The organism is Serratia proteamaculans (assembly GCF_013337185.1).
Classification (GTDB): Bacteria; Pseudomonadota; Gammaproteobacteria; order Enterobacterales; family Enterobacteriaceae; genus Serratia; species Serratia proteamaculans_D.
In genome coordinates this window covers 94,927-112,354 of sequence record NZ_SWDE01000001.1, presented here as the reverse complement: position 1 = coordinate 112,354, position 17,428 = coordinate 94,927, and the positions used below count along the sequence as shown (strand labels likewise).

Below are 17,428 nucleotides of genomic sequence, written 5' to 3'. Positions count from 1 at the left end.
CAGCAAAGCACAATAGGTTGCGCTATTCACGCCCCGGCAATTTTTTCCAGGTGACTTCGTTACGCAGGTAGGTCGGCTCGGCATTTTCTACCGCTACGGCCTGCCCCTGTTGCCAGGTATGCAACGCCAACGGCAGCATATCTTCCGCCTGTGGCAACAGCATTTGGCCATCGCTCAAGCTTAACGAGGAACCGGTGACCAGATCCGGATAGGTTTGCCAGCCGGTGCCAACATGCGCCCAGTGCCCCTGCAGACCTTGTGCACGCACCAGCGCCTGCGGGGGTGAAAGTACCGCCTCACCTTCGCTTTCCAGCCAATGGCCGTCTTGCTGACGCTCAAACTGGCCCCAGTAAACTTCACCCATGCGCGCGTCTATCGCCGCCAGCACTCGATCTGCTCCGGTGACGCGCCAGGCACCTTGCGCCATGGTCTGCAACGTGGAGATACCCAGTAACGGCAAGCCGGCGCCCAACGCCAGGCCCTGCGCGATACCGATACCGATACGCACGCCGGTAAAACTCCCTGGCCCACGACCAAAGGCCAGAGCATCGAGTTGATTAAGAGTGACGCCGGATTCCGCCAGCACTTGCTGCACCATAGGTAAAATGCGTTGCGTATGCTCACGTGGGCACAGTTCAAACAGGGCGTGGATTTCGCCTTGATTCCAGATGGCAACGGAACAGGCTTCCGTCGCCGTATCGATCGCTAAAATTCGCGTGGACATGCCAACCTCAGGCGGGAAAAAAACAGGGTTTTTCATACAGGGCGCGCATTGTAGCACAGCCCTGTGGTCACGCCTATCCGCTAGCGCTCCGCCTGCAGGAAGGCAATCGCCTGGGCGATATCGCGGGTGCGTGGCGTCGGCGGCAAGCTGTTGAGGAACACTTCGCCATACGGCCGCATCACCAGACGGTTATCGCAGATCACCAGCACGCCGCGATCGTCGGTATCGCGGATCAAACGCCCAACGCCCTGTTTCAGGGTGATGACCGCATCCGGCAGTTGCACATCGTTAAAAGGATCGCCACCGCGCAGCCGGCAATCTTCAATCCTCGCTTTCAACAATGGATCGTCGGGTGAAGTAAACGGCAGCTTGTCGATAATCACGCACGATAATGCATCGCCGCGCACGTCGACCCCTTCCCAAAAACTGCTGGTCGCCACCAGCAACGCGTTACCGGATTCAACAAATTGCGCCAACAGTTGGCCCTTACTGGTTTCCCCCTGCAACAGTACCGGCAAGGTCATGGTCGCCCGGAATTCTTCCGCCAGTTCACGCATCATCTGATGCGAGGTACAGAGGAAGAAACAGCGGCCGTTATTGGCCTCAATCAACGGCCGCAGCATACGCGCCAAGTGCCGGGCGCCACCTGGCTGGTTCGGTGACGGCAAAAAGCGCGGCACGCACAGCAATGCCTGTTTCGCATAGTCGAACGGGCTGGCCAGCAGCAAGGTTTTGGCCTTGTTCAGGCCCAGACGATCGGTAAAATGCCCCATTTGCTCATTAACCGATAAGGTTGCCGAGGTGAAGATCCAACTGCCCGGTTTCTCATCCAGCAGCTCACGGAAACGATCGGCTACCGTCAATGGCGTCAGCGCCAAAACAAAATGGCGCGAGTTGCACTCGTACCAGTAACTGAAACCCGGTTCCGTCACTTCTTTCAAACGTTTGAGCCGTGCACGATACAGCGTAGCGCGCTCGAAGGCGGCGTCCAGCAAGGCTGAACGACCCAGGGACAGCTTGACTACGTCGTAGCAGAGTTCGAGCGCATCATCGAGCAACAGCAAGGCGCGCTGCACATTAGGTTGGCTTAGTACCTCGCGCAGATTACCGCGAAAGCCTGGCTCTCCCAGCATTAAGCGGAAATCCTGGGTACTCTGGCTGAGACGGTCGGCGCTTTTTTGGAGCTGCGCCGCGTCACGCACTTCGGTGCGGTAAGCAATGGAAATATCTTTGGCCAGATCCAGCAACTGGCGGCTGGTTAGCTGTTTGCCAAAATACTGGCTGGCGATGTCCGGGATCTGATGCGCTTCATCGAAGATCATCACATCGGCCTCGGGGATCAGTTCGGCAAAGCCGCCCTCTTTCACGACCATGTCCGCCAGGAACAAATGGTGGTTCACTACCACCACGTCCGCATCCATGGCACGGCGACGGGCTTTGACGACAAAACAATCTTTATACAGCGGGCAGTCGCTGCCCAGACAGTTATCGTTGGTGCTGGTCACCAACGGCCAGACGAAGCTGTCTTCCGCTACGTCGCTGCAGCTGCTGATGTCACCCTCTTTGGTCATTGATGACCATTTGCGCAGATGGACCAGGTCGATCAGTGCCTGTCCGGCCAGTTCACCACCGGCCATCGACTGCTGCTCCAGACGCTCCAGACACAGGTAGTTGGATCGCCCCTTCAACAGCGCCATCTTGCCTTTGTAGTTCAGCGCCTTGGCAACGGTGGGCAGATCGCGTGCATAAAGCTGATCCTGAAGCGCTTTTGAACCGGTGGAAATAATCACTTTGCGATCGGCCCGCAGTGCCGGAGCCAGGTAGGCGAAGGTTTTACCGGTGCCGGTGCCCGCTTCGACCACCAACTCCTGCTTGAAGTTAATGGCTTCGGTGACCGCTTCCGCCATCTGCCGCTGTGCTTCACGCGGTTTGAAACCCTTGATTGCCTGCGCCAGGGCGCCGTCTGTTGCGAAATCGTCTGTCACGCTATCTCTCTGCCGGTATTATTCAGCGTTGATTATGCCAATCCTGCCGCGCGGCTACCACCGACTTTAACGTCGAGTATTTCTGCCGATGGCTGTGATACCCTACACGCGACTATGATATGGAGATAACCGAATGAATATTGAACGAATTGATCCTGCCGATCGCTGGTCTGAAGCCGTAGTTCATAACGACACTGTTTATTACACCAGCGTGCCGGAAAATCTGGATGATGATGCGACCGCGCAGACCGCTAACGCCCTGGCAGCGATTGACATGATCCTGACCCGCGTAGGCTCCGACAAAAGCCGGGTGCTGGACGCCACCATTTTTCTGGCCGACGGCGCTGACTTTGCTGCGATGAATACCGCCTGGGATGCCTGGGTAGTTGCCGGTAGTGCCCCAGTGCGCTGTACCGTGCAGGCCAAATTGATGAACCCGAAGTACAAGGTTGAAATCAAAATTATTGCCGCGCTGTAAAGTAAAAAACCGCAGACGATAACGCCTGCGGTTTTATTTTTTCGTATTTGTTGCTGATTAAGCCAGTTTGATGATTACCATTCCCGCCAGTAACAGCACCAGGCCAATCCAGCCTTTGGCGTTCAATCGCTGACCAAACAGGATCCAGCCGGCAGCAATTGTCGCGGCGATACCGAAACCGCCCCACAGCGCATAGGCAACCGACAGATCAATCCCCTTCACCGCCTGCGCCAGCGCACTGAACGCCCCCAGCACCGACAGCAGAGAAAGCAGACCCAACCAAACTTTACGGAAACCGTCCGACATCTTCAGGAAAATGTTGGCAATAATCTCCAGCACGATCGCCAACCCCAGAAAAGCAATGTGGTACAACTCAAGCTGTTGCATGGTTGTCACCTCGCGGAGTTGCCTGTTTTCGTGGTTTGCGGGTGCCGGACTTCACCAACATGATACCGGCAATCAACGTCACCAGACCCAGCACCTTCAATGCCGAGATCGGTTCGTCAAACCACAGCACGCTAAACAGGGTAATAAACAGGATGCCGATACCTTCCCACAGAGCATAAGCGACGCCCAGGGCAACCCGTTTTACCGCCATCGACAGCATCACATATGACGCGGTGATCATTACATACATCACTATATGGCCGGTCATGCCGCCGCTGACGCTGGCGTATTTCATTGACAGGGTACCGATAATTTCGGTGACGATGGCCAAACCTAAAAAGATCCAATAAATCATGATTTCTCTCCCAAACGGCGAATAACGCACGCTAAGGCATATTTATCCCGATTTATCTCGTCAAACAGGCGCAAACAGGCGCTGAAGACGCAGAGATCCCTGGGGATAAACTGACCCAAACGTAATAAGAATGTTTGCCCGGTTACGCGTAATGACGGAGGACTGAGCCTGTCACCAGCACCGGTTAAGGGAGAAAGACGCTATAGCTCGCTGCACCAGTGATGCTCACTGGCAAGGATGGCAGACAGGAAAAGCTGGCAAGTAGAGGTTCTGAGGGTAATTCCATTAGTTGTCATCATAAGTATTCTCTATTCTCAGTCGCACATAATCTTGTTACACGGGTGCGATTTGCCCAATATCCTCATCAAGTAAAATTTCAACTACAATAGTTGTACCATAGCAATAATCATAAAGCAAACCGCCATTTTCACAAAAACAGTAAAAAAATAGTCTATAAATAAGAAAGTTAACTAATTTAAAAATAAAAAAAGGCTCAACAAGTCGTTGAACCTTCGTTTAAGTTTGACCGACCAAATAATCGCCAAAACCAGGCCCGGCGGGGGTTACGCCGTGGCGCCACTCACCGCAGTACGTGCCAGTTCAGTGATGCGCGCGTAGTCGCCATTTTCCAACGCGTCGGCCGGTACCAACCAGGAGCCACCGATACACAATACGCTTTTCAGCGCCAGATAATCACGGTAGTTATTTGGGGTGATGCCACCGGTCGGGCAGAAACGTACCTGCGGGAATGGGCCGCCGATCGCCTGTAGTGCCTTAACGCCGCCGTTGGCTTCAGCCGGGAAGAATTTGAACTCACGCAGACCGTGATCCAAACCCAGCATCAGCTCTGAAACGGTGCTGATACCCGGAATCAATGGAATGCTGCCTGCGGTAGCGGCTTTCAGCAGCGCTTCTGTCAGGCCAGGGCTGATGGCGAATTGCGCACCGGCTTCGGTCACTGCCTGCAACTGCTGCGGGTTAAGCACCGTACCGGCACCAATAATCGCCTCCGGCACCTCAGCTGCGATAGCGCGGATCGCGTCCATCGCGCAGGCGGTGCGCAAAGTGACTTCCAGTACACGTACGCCACCGGCGACCAGCGCCCTGGCCAGCGGCACCGCATGTTCCAGCTTATTAATCACAATCACCGGAACTACCGGACCGGCGGTCAGGATCTGTTCTGCGCTGGTTTTCCAGTTTTTCATCGTTACTTCTCCATTACTTACGGGTTATCAATGGCACGCCCCTGCCACAGGGCCCCACGGAGTCTCGCGGGTGTCCGGCCGTACCCCAAGTGATGTTGCGCCCCGGTCGTGCGGGCAAAAAAATGCCGGCAGATAAACTGCCGGCCGGGTCGTTATTCGAACTCGTTCCAGGAACGGCCATCGCGGGTGATCATCGCCACCGAGGCTACCGGACCCCAGGTACCGGACTGATACGGCTTCGGCGCTTCGTTATCCGCTTTCCACGCATCCATGATGGAGTCTACCCACTTCCAGGCTTCCTCCACTTCGTCACGGCGCACAAACAGCGCCTGGATACCACGCATAGTCTCCAGCAAGAGGCGCTCGTAGGCGTCTGCCACGTGCTCCTGGTTGAAGGTCTCCGAGAAACTCAGATCCAGCTTGGTGGTTTGCAGGCGGTGCTTGTGATCCAGGCCAGGAACCTTGTTCAACACCTGGATCTCGATGCCTTCATCCGGCTGCAGACGAATGGTCAATTTGTTCTGCGGCAGCTGCTGGTAGGAATCGCTGAACAGGTTCAGCGGTGGGTTCTTGAAGTAGACCACCACTTCAGAGCATTTGGTCGGCAAACGCTTACCGGTACGCAGGTAAAACGGCACGCCGGCCCACTGCCAGTTATCGATATCGACACGGATAGAGACGAAGGTTTCGGTGTTGCTGCTTTTGTTCGCCCCTTCCTCTTCCAAATAGCCAGGGACCTTTTTGCCCTGCACAAAACCGGCAGTATATTGGCCGCGCACCGTGGTTTCGCGCACATTGGTCTGATTGATACGACGCAGTGAGCGCAGTACCTTCACTTTCTCATCACGAATACGGTCGGTGGTCAGATCCGCCGGAGGTGACATGGCGATCATGGTCAGAATTTGCAACAGGTGGTTCTGGATCATGTCGCGCATCTGGCCGGCCTGGTCAAAGTAACCCCAACGACCTTCAATACCCACCTCTTCCGCTACGGTAATTTGCACGGAGTCGATGGTACGGTTGTCCCAGTTGGAGGCAAACAGTGAGTTGGCAAAACGCAGTGCCAGCAGGTTCAATACCGTCTCTTTGCCCAGGTAGTGGTCAATACGGTAAACCTGAGTCTCGTTGAAATACTCCGCCACCTGATCGTTGATCACGCGCGAAGACGCCAGATCGGTACCGAGAGGTTTTTCCATCACTACGCGGGCCGGCTCGTGGTTCAGCTTGGCTTCACCCAACCCTTTGCAGATCGCGCCGAAAGTGCTGGGCGGCATCGCAAAGTAGTTGATGGTGGTGCGATGTTTCTGGTCCAGCATTTTGCCCAATTTGGCAAAATTCTTGCTGTCGTTCACATCCAGGTTGCAGAAATCCAGGCGCGCACTTAGCGTGGCCCAAAGTTCGTCATCGAGTTTTTCTTTCATAAAGGTGCCAAGCGCTTCCTTGACCACCTTGATATAGGCTTCTTTATCCCACTCGGCACGGCCGACGCCGATAATACGGGTATCCGGGTGGATATGACCGGCTTTCTCTAACTGGTACAGGGAAGGCAACAGCTTACGACGCGCCAAATCGCCTTTCGCGCCGAAAATAACCAGGTCACACGCCTGGGCTGTAGAGGTTACCGCCATGTTCATCTCCTCGTTGCAGGATATTTGTAATTTTCTTACATTACTAATGTACTCTCTTTGACTACGGCCAGTAAACCCGGATAAAAAGTAGAAAAAAAGCCCCAAAAATTGCAGTGTTAAGCGCTATCGGTAGTAAACGCCGCTGGCTGAACCAAAAACTGTAATTTTCTGTCTTTTTTGATGCTCTTTTACCATTATGAAAGTTAGACACAGGTCATGTTCTGATGAAAAAACTCTGCATACCCTCTGTCGACACTGCCAACGGTTACCAGCACGTAGTATATTTTCACTAAACCGGCATTGATTTCTCCTTTGATTGAAATCGACAAAACCCATGAGTGACTCTCGTTATATGAATACGCTGGAAAAAATCCAGAGCCATCTGGAGCTGCTGAGCAAATCTGAACGGAAAGTCGCCGAGGTGATCCTCGCCTCCCCGCAGACCGCCATTCACTCCAGTATCGCGACGCTGGCCAGGATGGCGGACGTTAGCGAGCCCACCGTCAACCGCTTTTGTCGCCGTCTCGATACCAAGGGTTTTCCTGATTTTAAACTGCATCTTGCCCAAAGCCTGGCCAACGGCACCCCGTACGTAAACCGTAACGTGGAGGAAGATGACAGCGTTGCTTCCTATACCGGTAAAATTTTCGAATCCGTGATGGCCAGTCTTGATACAGTAAAGGCAAATTTGGATATTGCAGCAATCAATCGTGCGGTTGACTTGCTTACCCAGGCAAAAAAAATCTCTTTCTTCGGTTTGGGTGCCTCGGCAGCCGTGGCCCACGACGCGATGAACAAATTTTTCCGCTTCAATATTCCGGTGGTCTATTTCGATGACATCGTCATGCAACGCATGGGATGCATGAACTCCAGCGAGGGGGATGTGGTGGTACTCATCTCCCATACCGGCCGCACCAAGAACCTGGTGGAAATGGCGCAACTGGCGCGTGAAAACGATGCCACAGTCATAGCCATTACCTCACGTGATACCCCACTGGCTCATGAAGCCACGCTGGCATTATTGCTCGATGTCCCGGAAGACACCGACGTTTATATGCCGATGGTATCGCGAATTGCACAATTAACGCTCATCGACGTGCTGGCCACCGGATTTACCTTGCGTAGAGGGGCCAAATTCAGAGATAACTTGAAGCGGGTCAAGGAAGCGTTGAAAGAATCGCGCTTTGATAAGGGTGTGGTTATCCCCAACAGTTTCGACTCGTAACCGATGTGAAAAAACCTGTCGTTCAAAGTCATCTGGACGGCAGCATTAGAGGCAGTACCCTATAAAACGCTCATGCGGGTAACCCGGGTGAAATATCAGTGTAGTAAAATTACATTTCGCTCCTGGTTTCGTTATCCGACGTTATCGCAACACCAATAATTTGCTTCACCAGTCAACGGAGTAATACATGTCCAGACGGCTCAGAAGAACCAAAATCGTTACCACCCTGGGTCCGGCTACTGACCGCGACAATAATCTGGAAAAGATCATTGCCGCCGGCGCTAACGTAGTTCGGCTTAACTTTTCCCACGGCACTGCAGAAGACCACCAGATCCGCGCTGACAAAGTGCGCGAAATTGCTGCCAAGTTGGGACGCCACGTCGCTATTCTGGGTGACCTGCAAGGGCCGAAAATTCGTGTTTCCACCTTTAAGGAGGGCAAAATCTTCCTTAACATCGGTGATAAATTCCTGCTTGATGCCAACATGTCCAAGGGCGAAGGCGATAAAGAAAAAGTCGGTATCGACTATAAAGGCCTGCCTGCCGACGTGGTACCCGGCGACGTACTGCTGCTCGATGACGGCCGCGTACAGCTGAAAGTGCTCGAAGTTCAGGGCATGAAAGTGTTTACCGAAGTCACCGTTGGCGGCCCGCTGTCCAACAACAAAGGCATCAACAAACTCGGTGGCGGCCTGTCTGCTGAAGCCCTGACCGAGAAAGACAAGGCCGATATCGTCACCGCGGCAAAAATCGGCGTCGACTACCTGGCGGTTTCCTTCCCGCGTACCGGCGAAGATTTGAACTACGCACGTCGTCTGGCACGCGATGCAGGCTGCAACGCCAAGATCGTGTCCAAGGTTGAACGTGCCGAAGCCGTTTGCAGCGACGAAGCCATGGATGACATCATCCTGGCCTCCGACGTAGTGATGGTCGCTCGTGGCGATTTAGGCGTCGAAATCGGCGATCCGGAACTGGTCGGCATCCAGAAAAAACTGATCCGCCGTGCCCGTACGCTAAACCGTGCCGTGATCACCGCGACCCAGATGATGGAGTCGATGATCACCAACCCGATGCCTACCCGTGCCGAAGTGATGGACGTGGCGAACGCCGTGCTGGATGGTACCGACGCCGTAATGCTGTCTGCTGAAACCGCGGCCGGTCAGTACCCGGCAGAAACCGTGGCGGCTATGGCACGCGTTTGTCTGGGTGCAGAGAAAATCCCAAGCATCAACGTCTCCAAACACCGTCTCGACGTGCAATTCGACAACATTGAAGAAGCCATTGCCATGTCTTCAATGTACGCGGCCAACCACCTGAAAGGGGTCACCGCACTGATCGCCATGACCGAGTCAGGCCGCACCGCGCTGATGATGTCACGTATCAGCTCCGGCCTGCCGATCTTCGCCATGTCACGCCATGAGCACACCTTGAACCTGACTGCGCTGTACCGCGGCGTTACGCCAGTGTACTTCGACAGCCATAATGACGGCGTTATCGCGGCCAATGACGCGGTTAACCGCCTGCGTGATAAAGGCTTCCTGGTCTCTGGCGATCTGGTGATCGTCACCCAGGGCGACGTGATGGAAACCGTGGGTACCACCAATACCAGCCGTATCCTGCGCGTCGAGTAAAATAGACTGCTGCCGGCCGTTAACGCGGTCGGCATTTTTTACGCTCCCCCCTCTCCCCTGATAAACTCAGCTCCAGTCGCCGTTACGGCAAATGGAGAGCCACCGATGCTTCATCAACACCCACAGCAAAACCACCATGCCCAAGCGCTGGATCTCGACGGCCAGGGGCTGGAGAATCTGGACGATGCCAGTCTGCAGGGCAACTCTCTGCTGAAAATCAGTCTGTACGACAATCGGCTTCGCCAGTTCCCGATGCAAATTTTGCGGCATAGCGACCTGCAGGTATTGAATATCTCCTGCAACCAACTCAGCGGGTTACCGAACGAAATTGGTCAACTTAAACGGCTGTCCATGCTGGATTGTGGCCACAATAAAGCCACCAGTGTCCCTGCAAGCCTGGGTGAACTGCGTGAACTGACCTATTTGTATTTGAGCGACAACGCCTTTTGCGACCTGCCCATTGAGCTGGGGAAATTGCACAAATTACGCTATCTGAACGTGACGGATAACCAGCTCAGTGAACTGCCGGCGGCTGTTGTGCAGCTCAGTAATCTGCAAGAACTGCGACTGTACAACAATCAGATTCGTGCATTACCTGCCACCCTCGGTCGGTTGACCGCACTGCGGGAACTGCATCTGATGAAAAACCGTCTGACCACGCTGCCGGATGAAATAGCTCAACTGTCTGAACTGGCCGTACTGGATTTGGAAAACAACGCCATCAATCGGCTACCGGCTGCATTCTGCCAGTTGGCCAACCTGACTCAGCTCAACCTGCGTACAAATCAGCTACAGCAGTTACCGGCGGACTTTGGCCAGTTGACGACACTGAGCACGCTAGACCTGCGCGCTAACCGCCTGACTACCTTACCTGACAGCATGGCGGCATTGACCCGTCTGCGACGGTTAGACCTGCGCTGGAACAACTTTGCTCAGATACCCGCCGTACTGGAGCCGCTCATGGCTCAGGGTTGCATGGTACATATTTAACACAAGGGGCCAGTCACCCTGAGATGACTGGCCCCTGACGCCAGGCAAACGCAACGCTCGCTTAGCGGTATAAATCATCGCGTGAATAAGGTTCAATTTCACCTTCTTTACGCGTTTTCAACAGCTTGAGGATCCAGGTGTACTGTTCCGGGTTCGGCCCCACCAGATTCTCCACCTCTTCATTCATCCGACGCGCAATACTGTGGTCATCGGCGGTGGCCAAATCGTCCATCGGCGGGCGAATATAAACATCCAGCATACTGGTTTTGCCGTCATACACCGGGAACAAAGGCACAATGGCCGCCCGGCAGACTTTCATCAGGCGGCCCACCGCCGGCAGCGTCGCCTTATAGGTGGCGAAGAAGTCAACGAATTCACTGTGTTCAGCACCGTGATCCTGATCGGGCAGATAATAGCCCCAATAGCCCTGGCGCACCGAACTGATAAATGGCTTGATGCCGTCATTGCGCGCATGCATCCGGCCACCAAATTTACGGCGCACCGTATTCCACAGGTAGTCGACCAACGGGTTGCTCTGATTGTGGAACATCGCCGCCATCGGCTGACCGCGAGCCGCCATTAACATCGCCGGAACATCCACCGCCCAGCCATGCGGCACCAGGAAAATCACGTTACGGCCTTCTTCACGGATTTTATCCAGCACCTCTTCACCGTGCCAGCGAACGCGCTTCAACACTTTTTCCGGTTTGGTGCAGGCCAGTTCGGCCATCAGGATCATCGACTGCGGCGCGGTGGCAAACATCTCATCAATGATGTGCTCACGCTCGTTTTCCGGCACTTCCGGCAAGCAATACAGCAGGTTGATGCGCGCACGACGTCGGGCACCTTTAGCCACCTTGCCGGCCAGCTTGCCAACGGCACCCAGCACCGGATCGCGCAAGCGCGCAGGCACCAATGAAATACCGGCCATCAGCCCGGTTCCCAGCCAAACGCCCCAGTAGCGCGGGTGGTAAAAGGCTTTCTGAAATTGCGGGATGAACTCTGAGTTAGATTTTTTTTCGTTTTGCATGCACAAGCTCTTAACTTAGCGGTTCGGCTAATCATAATTGCAATGGTTGATTTTGCAATTAACCACGACGAAGCGCCAATATAAAACAACATCGGCCCGAAATCAGGCCGATGGTATCACTGGCGCACAGCGCCCGAACAAGGGATTAATCCAGCTGCAGCTGCGGGGTGACTTCCTTCACCTGCGCCAGATAATCACTGCGATCTTTACCGGTCAGCCCTTCAGAGCGCGGCAGTTTCGCCGTCAATGGGTTCACGGCCTGTTGGTTTGTCCACATTTCAAAGTGCAGATGTGGGCCGGTAGAGCGGCCGGTGTTGCCGGACAACGCAATACGGTCGCCGCGTTTCACTTTCTGACCTGGCTTAACCAACAGTTTTTTCAGATGCATATAACGCGTGGTGTACTGGCGACCATGACGGATAGCCACATAGTTACCCGCAGCGCCACTGCGTTTGGCGATCAGTACTTCACCGTCACCCACGGCCAGCACCGGGGTGCCAACCGGCATCGCGAAGTCGACGCCTTTATGCGGCGCAATGCGCCCGGTGACCGGGTTAACCCGGCGTGGGTTGAAGTTTGAGGAAATGCGGAATTGCTTCATGGTTGGGAAACGCATAAAGCCTTTCGCCAGACCGGAACCCTGACGATCGTAGAATTTACCGTCTTCGGCACGAATAGCGTAGTAGTCCTTACCGCCGGTGCGCATGCGCACACCCAGCAACTGGCTCTGCGCACTCTTGCCATCAAAGTGTTCGCGGGACATTAATACCGAGAATTGATCGCCCTTGCGCAGTTTGCGGAAATCCAACTGCCACTGCAGTGCTTTGATCACCGCATTGATTTCAGCACGGCTCAGGCCGGCGTTAGCGGCGCTGGTGACAAAGCTGCCGTTGAGTCGGCCGCTGATCACATTATTGCGCCATTCACCCTGTTGCGATTCCTGACTTTCTTTAAAACTGTTGCCCGTACGATCGTAAGTGCGGGTTTCACGCCGGGACACTTCCCAGGTCAAACGCTGCAGGTCACCGGCATCATTCACTGTCCATGACAGCTGTTGACCAATTTTCAGATTACGCAGATCGCGGTTCTGCGATGCCAGCAGGGTGACGTCCGACATATCGATGCCATATTGGGTCAGGATACTGCCCAGGGTGTCACCAGTGGAAACCACATATTCATGCACTCCATCCTCGCCGGCGACCTTTTGGTCCAGCTCATCCTGTGGGATGTCATCATCGGGGGTGGCTTGGTCAAGATCGATCGGCTCACTGGCTTCTGGCAGCAAGGATCGTAACTGGCTGGATTCTAATTCGATACTCTTAACGATGGGGTTATGTTCTGGGTGATAAACAAAAGGCCGCCAGACGGCAACGGCCAATGTAACCACTGTCAACGACCCCAGCATGACGCGGTGGGGCCGTGGCAGGTTGTTATACGCCAGAGCGATAGTTTTGACTATCTGCTGCACTCGATTTTATCCTCATAATCTTTACTTCAGGCAGCTCACGTACTGGTTTGACAGCTGTGTCAGGAAGTTCCCGTAGCTGTCTTTCCCCAGTGCGATGCCGGTGCCCAGCGGATCCAGCGTTCCAGAACGCACTTTGGTCCCCTTGGCAACCGCATTGATTACGGCCGGCCTGAATTGTGGCTCAGCAAAAACGCATACTGCTTTCTGCTCAACCAACTGTGTTCGAATTTGGTGTAAGCGCTGTGCCCCAGGCTGGATTTCGGGATTAACGGTGAAATGGCCCAGCGGGCTCAAACCGAAATGTTTCTCAAAATAGCCGTAAGCATCATGAAAAACAAAATATCCCTTGCCTTGCACAGGCTTGAGCATGTTACCAACATTTTTGTCAGTTTGCGTCAGCAGATTCTCGAACTGGCGCAGGTTTGCGTCTAATTTGTCTTTATTTTGCGGCATAAGTTCCAATAACCTGTCGTGAATCGCGATCGCGGTCACTTTTGCCACTTCCGGAGACAGCCAAACGTGCATGTTATATTCGCCGTGATGGTGTCCATCCCCCTCGTCACTTTCAGCATGATTATGCGTATCTGCTGCATGATCATGGCCGTGTTCATGGTCGTGATCGTCGTCTTCGCCCTTCATCAGCAGAGGTTTCACCCCACTCAATTCACTGATGGCAACCTGGCGGTTAGCCGATATGGAGACTAAAGGTTTGGTCAGAAAAGCTTCCATATCCGGCCCCACCCACACCACCAGATCGGCGGCACGCAGGCGCTGGATATCGGAAGGCCGCAGCGCGAAATCGTGCGGTGATGCGCCATCCGGCAATAGCACTTCGGTCGGCGTCACGCCATCGGCTATCGCCGCGGCGATAAAACCCACTGGCCGTATAGAAGTTACCACCGCCGCAGACGCGCTGCTCAGTGGCCCGGCCATCATCAATGCGCTGGCCAGCAACGTGCGCTGCAGCCATTTATTTTTCTGTGCCATTATCTGTAATCCCGTCGTTTTCATCAGCGAGGCGTGATATTATAACATTCGGTTAGTTCTGCAAAATGTAATCATGAGATGTCCACACTGACAACGCTAAAAAATATCTCCGTCTCCTTTGGTAACCGCAAGGTGCTGTCGAATATTTCGCTCAGCCTGCAGCCGGGCCGTATTCTGACGCTGCTCGGCCCCAATGGCGCGGGCAAATCCACGCTGGTGCGAGTGGTGCTGGGGCTGATTGCGCCCACCGAGGGAACACTGGAACGCGAGCCTGGCCTGCGCATTGGCTATGTGCCGCAAAAATTGCACCTCGATGCCACCCTGCCGCTGACTGTCAGCCGCTTTATGCGCCTGAAGCCCGGTGTCAAAAAGGCCGATATTCTGCCAGCGCTTAAGCGCGTACAGGCGGCCCACCTACTCGATCAACCCATGCAAAAGCTTTCCGGGGGTGAAAACCAGCGCGTATTGCTGGCTCGGGCGCTGCTGAACAAGCCACAGCTGCTGGTGCTGGATGAACCGACCCAGGGGGTTGATGTTAACGGCCAACTGGCGCTGTATGACCTGATCGACCAGTTGCGTAAAGAGTTGGGCTGCGCGGTATTGATGGTGTCCCATGACCTGCACCTGGTGATGGCGAAAACCGATGAAGTGCTGTGCCTCAACCAACACATCTGCTGTTCCGGCGCGCCGGAAGTGGTTTCGATGCATCCTGAATTTATCGCCATGTTCGGCAATCGCGGTGCGGAACAACTGGCGGTCTATCGCCACCACCATAACCACCGTCACGACCTGCAAGGACGAATTGTGTTGAAGAAAACCGGGGGCCGTGAGGCATGATCGAACTGTTATTACCCGGCTGGCTGGCCGGCGTCCTGCTGGCCTGCGCCGCCGGTCCGCTTGGCTCATTTGTGGTCTGGCGGCGGATGTCCTATTTCGGCGATACTCTGGCGCATGCCTCGTTACTTGGCGTGGCTTTCGGTCTGCTGCTGGATATCAATCCCTTCTATGCGGTGATTGCCGTGACGCTGGTGTTGGCTCTGGTGCTGGTGTGGCTGGAGCGTCGCCCGCAGCTTTCCGTTGATACCCTGCTCGGCATTATGGCGCACAGCGCACTTTCATTAGGGTTGGTTGTAGTAGCGCTAATGTCGAACGTGCGGGTCGATCTGATGGCCTACCTGTTTGGCGACCTGCTATCGGTCACCCTCACCGATATCTGGATGATTGGTATTGGCGTGACCGTCGTGCTGCTGATCCTGTGGTGGCAGTGGCGCAACCTGCTGTCGATGACCGTCAGCCCGGAGCTGGCCCATGTCGACGGTGTTAATCTGGTGCGCGCGCGCACCGTGTTGATGCTGGTGACAGCCCTGACCATCGGCCTGGCGATGAAATTCGTCGGTGCGCTGATCATAACTTCACTGTTGATTATTCCTGCGGCGACTGCACGTCGCTTTGCTCGCACGCCGGAGCAAATGGCCGGATACGCGGTGCTGGTGGGTGTGCTTGCCGTAACCGGCGGGCTGACCTTTTCGGCCTTCTACGACACCCCAGCCGGTCCGTCGGTCGTCTTGAGCGCCGCGGTGCTGTTTGTTTTAAGTTTGTCCAAAAAGCAGCAAGCCTGACCCCGGCAGCTACCGATGTCAAAAGGGCCGCAATTGATTCAATTGCGGCCCTTTTTTAATGCACCGAGTTGTCTTACTCTTCGCGCACCATGCCAAAATGCTTATAGGCATGATTGGTCGCCATGCGCCCACGCGGTGTGCGCTGGATAAAACCTTGCTGGATCAGGAAGGGTTCGATAACGTCCTCGATAGTTTCCCGTTCCTCACCAATCGCCGCTGCCAGGTTATCCAGGCCAACGGGCCCACCGGTGAACTTGTCGATAATCGCCAGCAGCAGCTTGCGGTCCATATAGTCAAAACCTTCGGCATCGACGTTCAACATATCCAGCGCCTGCATCGCCACTTCGCCATTGATAACGCCATTGGCGCGAACTTCGGCAAAGTCACGCACCCGGCGCAGTAAACGGTTGGCAATACGCGGTGTGCCGCGCGCACGACGGGCTACCTGATGGGCGCCCTCTTCCGACAGATCCAGCCCCAGGCAATTAGCGCTGCGTGAAACGATATGCTGCAAATCGGCGACCTGATAAAACTCCAGACGCTGCACAATACCGAAGCGGTCACGCAATGGCGACGTCAGTGAACCGGCACGGGTGGTTGCGCCCACCAGCGTGAACGGCGGCAAATCGAGTTTGATCGAGCGAGCGGCCGGGCCTTCGCCGATCATGATATCCAGTTGGTAATCTTCCATCGCCGGGTACAGCACTTCTTCTACTACCGGAGAGAGGCGGTGGATTTCATCGATGAACAGCACGTCATGTGGCTCGAGGTTGGTCAGCATCGCCGCCAGATCGCCCGCCTTTTCCAATACCGGCCCGGAAGTGGTACGCAGGTTAACGCCCATTTCATTGGCAACGATGTTGGCCAGCGTGGTTTTACCCAGCCCCGGCGGACCGAAAATCAGCAGGTGGTCCAGCGCGTCGCCACGCTGCTTGGCCGCCTGAATAAAGATTTCCATCTGCTCGCGGACATGTGGCTGACCGACGTACTCCGTCAGCAGCTTCGGCCGGATGGCGCGATCAAGAATTTCTTCTTCATTGATCGGTTCGGCAGAAATCAGGCGATCGGCTTCAATCATTCTCTATCCCTTATCGGCGCTTACAGCGCGGCGCGCAACGCGTCGCGGATCAGGGTTTCGCAATCGGCGCCAGGTTTGGCTATTTTGCTGACCATACGGCTGGCTTCCTGCGGTTTGTATCCCAATGCCACCAGTGCAGAGGCAGCTTCTGCTTCTGCATCCACTTCGGCAGCTTGTGCGGCGGTTGGCAGCGCAATTTCACTGCTGTTGTTGAACAGATCGCCATTAAGCCCTTTGAAGCGGTCTTTCATTTCAACCACCAGGCGTTCAGCGGTTTTCTTACCGACACCCGGCAATTTCACCAGCGTGGTAATTTCTTCACGTTCTACCGCACTGACAAACTGTTGCGCCGACATCCCGGACAAAATAGCCAGCGCCAGCTTCGGCCCTACGCCGTTGACTTTGATCAACTCGCGGAACAGCGCACGCTCCTGTTTATCATTAAAGCCGTACAGCAATTGTGCATCTTCGCGCACCACGAATTGGGTAAACACGATAGCCTCTTGCCCCAGTTCCGGCAGCTCATAAAAGCAGGTCATCGGCATATGCACTTCATAGCCCACACCGTTTGCCTCCAGTAACACCAGCGGCGGCTGCTTTTCCAGAATAACTCCTCTGAGACGACCTATCATTTACCCT

General features: G+C 54.8%; 17 protein-coding genes. 6 read left to right on the top strand and 11 right to left on the bottom strand.

What is annotated here, in order from left to right; genetic code table 11:
- Nucleotides 1-22: 22 nt before the first annotated feature.
- Both tsaB and FCL49_RS00590 read right to left on the bottom strand, forming a co-directional pair.
- Nucleotides 23-724 (bottom strand): tRNA (adenosine(37)-N6)-threonylcarbamoyltransferase complex dimerization subunit type 1 TsaB, encoded by a 702-nt coding sequence (gene tsaB / locus FCL49_RS00595; RefSeq protein ID WP_174351998.1) that lies wholly within the window; start codon nt 722-724, stop codon nt 23-25.
- Nucleotides 725-804: 80 nt separating this feature from the next.
- Complete coding sequence (locus tag FCL49_RS00590) at nt 805-2,709, bottom strand: ATP-dependent DNA helicase (protein ID WP_174351997.1); 1,905 nt, start codon at nt 2,707-2,709, stop codon at nt 805-807.
- A 133-nt stretch (nt 2,710-2,842) separates the two neighbouring features.
- Between FCL49_RS00590 and FCL49_RS00585 the strand changes: the two genes are divergently transcribed.
- Nucleotides 2,843-3,187 (top strand): RidA family protein, encoded by a 345-nt coding sequence (locus FCL49_RS00585; RefSeq protein WP_174351996.1) that lies wholly within the window; start codon nt 2,843-2,845, stop codon nt 3,185-3,187.
- 57 nt (nt 3,188-3,244) lie between these two features.
- Here FCL49_RS00585 and mdtI read toward each other — a convergent pair whose 3' ends face one another.
- From mdtI to zwf, 4 genes are all read right to left on the bottom strand, one after another.
- Nucleotides 3,245-3,574, bottom strand: a complete 330-nt coding sequence (gene mdtI, locus FCL49_RS00580; protein WP_012145489.1) for a multidrug/spermidine efflux SMR transporter subunit MdtI — start codon at nt 3,572-3,574, stop codon at nt 3,245-3,247.
- Nucleotides 3,561-3,929, bottom strand: a complete 369-nt coding sequence (gene mdtJ, locus FCL49_RS00575) for a multidrug/spermidine efflux SMR transporter subunit MdtJ (protein ID WP_167796655.1) — start codon at nt 3,927-3,929, stop codon at nt 3,561-3,563. Before mdtJ ends, mdtI begins: the two co-directional genes overlap by 14 nt.
- A gap of 563 nt (nt 3,930-4,492) precedes the next feature.
- Nucleotides 4,493-5,134, bottom strand: coding sequence for a bifunctional 4-hydroxy-2-oxoglutarate aldolase/2-dehydro-3-deoxy-phosphogluconate aldolase (locus FCL49_RS00570; RefSeq protein WP_174351995.1), 642 nt, complete (start codon nt 5,132-5,134; stop codon nt 4,493-4,495).
- 152 nt (nt 5,135-5,286) lie between these two features.
- Entirely contained in the window at nt 5,287-6,762 is a 1,476-nt protein-coding gene (zwf, locus tag FCL49_RS00565; RefSeq protein WP_135316875.1) for a glucose-6-phosphate dehydrogenase, read from the bottom strand.
- Nucleotides 6,763-7,114: 352 nt separating this feature from the next.
- Here zwf and FCL49_RS00560 point away from each other — a divergent pair, with 352 nt between their 5' ends.
- The 3 genes from FCL49_RS00560 to FCL49_RS00550 all read left to right on the top strand — a co-directional run bounded on the left by FCL49_RS00560 (nt 7,115) and on the right by FCL49_RS00550 (nt 10,607).
- Nucleotides 7,115-7,987, top strand: a complete 873-nt coding sequence (locus tag FCL49_RS00560) for a MurR/RpiR family transcriptional regulator (protein WP_012145493.1) — start codon at nt 7,115-7,117, stop codon at nt 7,985-7,987.
- Nucleotides 7,988-8,174: 187 nt separating this feature from the next.
- Complete coding sequence (gene pyk / locus FCL49_RS00555; protein ID WP_012145494.1) at nt 8,175-9,617, top strand: pyruvate kinase; 1,443 nt, start codon at nt 8,175-8,177, stop codon at nt 9,615-9,617.
- Nucleotides 9,618-9,722: 105 nt separating this feature from the next.
- On the top strand, nt 9,723-10,607 hold the full coding sequence (locus tag FCL49_RS00550; RefSeq protein ID WP_174351994.1) for a leucine-rich repeat domain-containing protein: 885 nt from the start codon (nt 9,723-9,725) through the stop codon (nt 10,605-10,607).
- 61 nt (nt 10,608-10,668) lie between these two features.
- On the opposite strand, the gene lpxM is transcribed toward FCL49_RS00550, so the two are convergent.
- The 3 genes from lpxM to znuA all read right to left on the bottom strand — a co-directional run bounded on the left by lpxM (nt 10,669) and on the right by znuA (nt 14,092).
- A complete protein-coding gene (gene lpxM, locus FCL49_RS00545) occupies nt 10,669-11,637 on the bottom strand; it encodes a lauroyl-Kdo(2)-lipid IV(A) myristoyltransferase (RefSeq protein ID WP_174351993.1) in 969 nt (322 codons plus the stop codon).
- A 145-nt stretch (nt 11,638-11,782) separates the two neighbouring features.
- Nucleotides 11,783-13,105: a murein DD-endopeptidase MepM gene (mepM, locus tag FCL49_RS00540; RefSeq protein WP_012145496.1), complete on the bottom strand. Its 1,323-nt coding sequence runs from the start codon at nt 13,103-13,105 to the stop codon at nt 11,783-11,785.
- A 21-nt stretch (nt 13,106-13,126) separates the two neighbouring features.
- The gene (znuA, locus tag FCL49_RS00535) at nt 13,127-14,092 is read right to left on the bottom strand and encodes a zinc ABC transporter substrate-binding protein ZnuA (protein WP_174351992.1); all 966 of its coding nucleotides are present in this window, start codon (nt 14,090-14,092) and stop codon (nt 13,127-13,129) included.
- A 78-nt stretch (nt 14,093-14,170) separates the two neighbouring features.
- Here znuA and znuC point away from each other — a divergent pair, with 78 nt between their 5' ends.
- Both znuC and znuB read left to right on the top strand, forming a co-directional pair.
- Complete coding sequence (znuC, locus tag FCL49_RS00530; protein ID WP_012145498.1) at nt 14,171-14,929, top strand: zinc ABC transporter ATP-binding protein ZnuC; 759 nt, start codon at nt 14,171-14,173, stop codon at nt 14,927-14,929.
- Nucleotides 14,926-15,711: a zinc ABC transporter permease subunit ZnuB gene (gene znuB / locus FCL49_RS00525; RefSeq protein ID WP_174351991.1), complete on the top strand. Its 786-nt coding sequence runs from the start codon at nt 14,926-14,928 to the stop codon at nt 15,709-15,711. Before znuC ends, znuB begins: the two co-directional genes overlap by 4 nt.
- Nucleotides 15,712-15,784: 73 nt before the next feature.
- Here znuB and ruvB read toward each other — a convergent pair whose 3' ends face one another.
- Both ruvB and ruvA read right to left on the bottom strand, forming a co-directional pair.
- A complete protein-coding gene (gene ruvB / locus FCL49_RS00520; RefSeq protein ID WP_012145500.1) occupies nt 15,785-16,789 on the bottom strand; it encodes a Holliday junction branch migration DNA helicase RuvB in 1,005 nt (334 codons plus the stop codon).
- A gap of 20 nt (nt 16,790-16,809) precedes the next feature.
- Nucleotides 16,810-17,421 (bottom strand): Holliday junction branch migration protein RuvA, encoded by a 612-nt coding sequence (ruvA, locus tag FCL49_RS00515; RefSeq protein WP_174351990.1) that lies wholly within the window; start codon nt 17,419-17,421, stop codon nt 16,810-16,812.
- Nucleotides 17,422-17,428 lie beyond the last annotated feature (7 nt).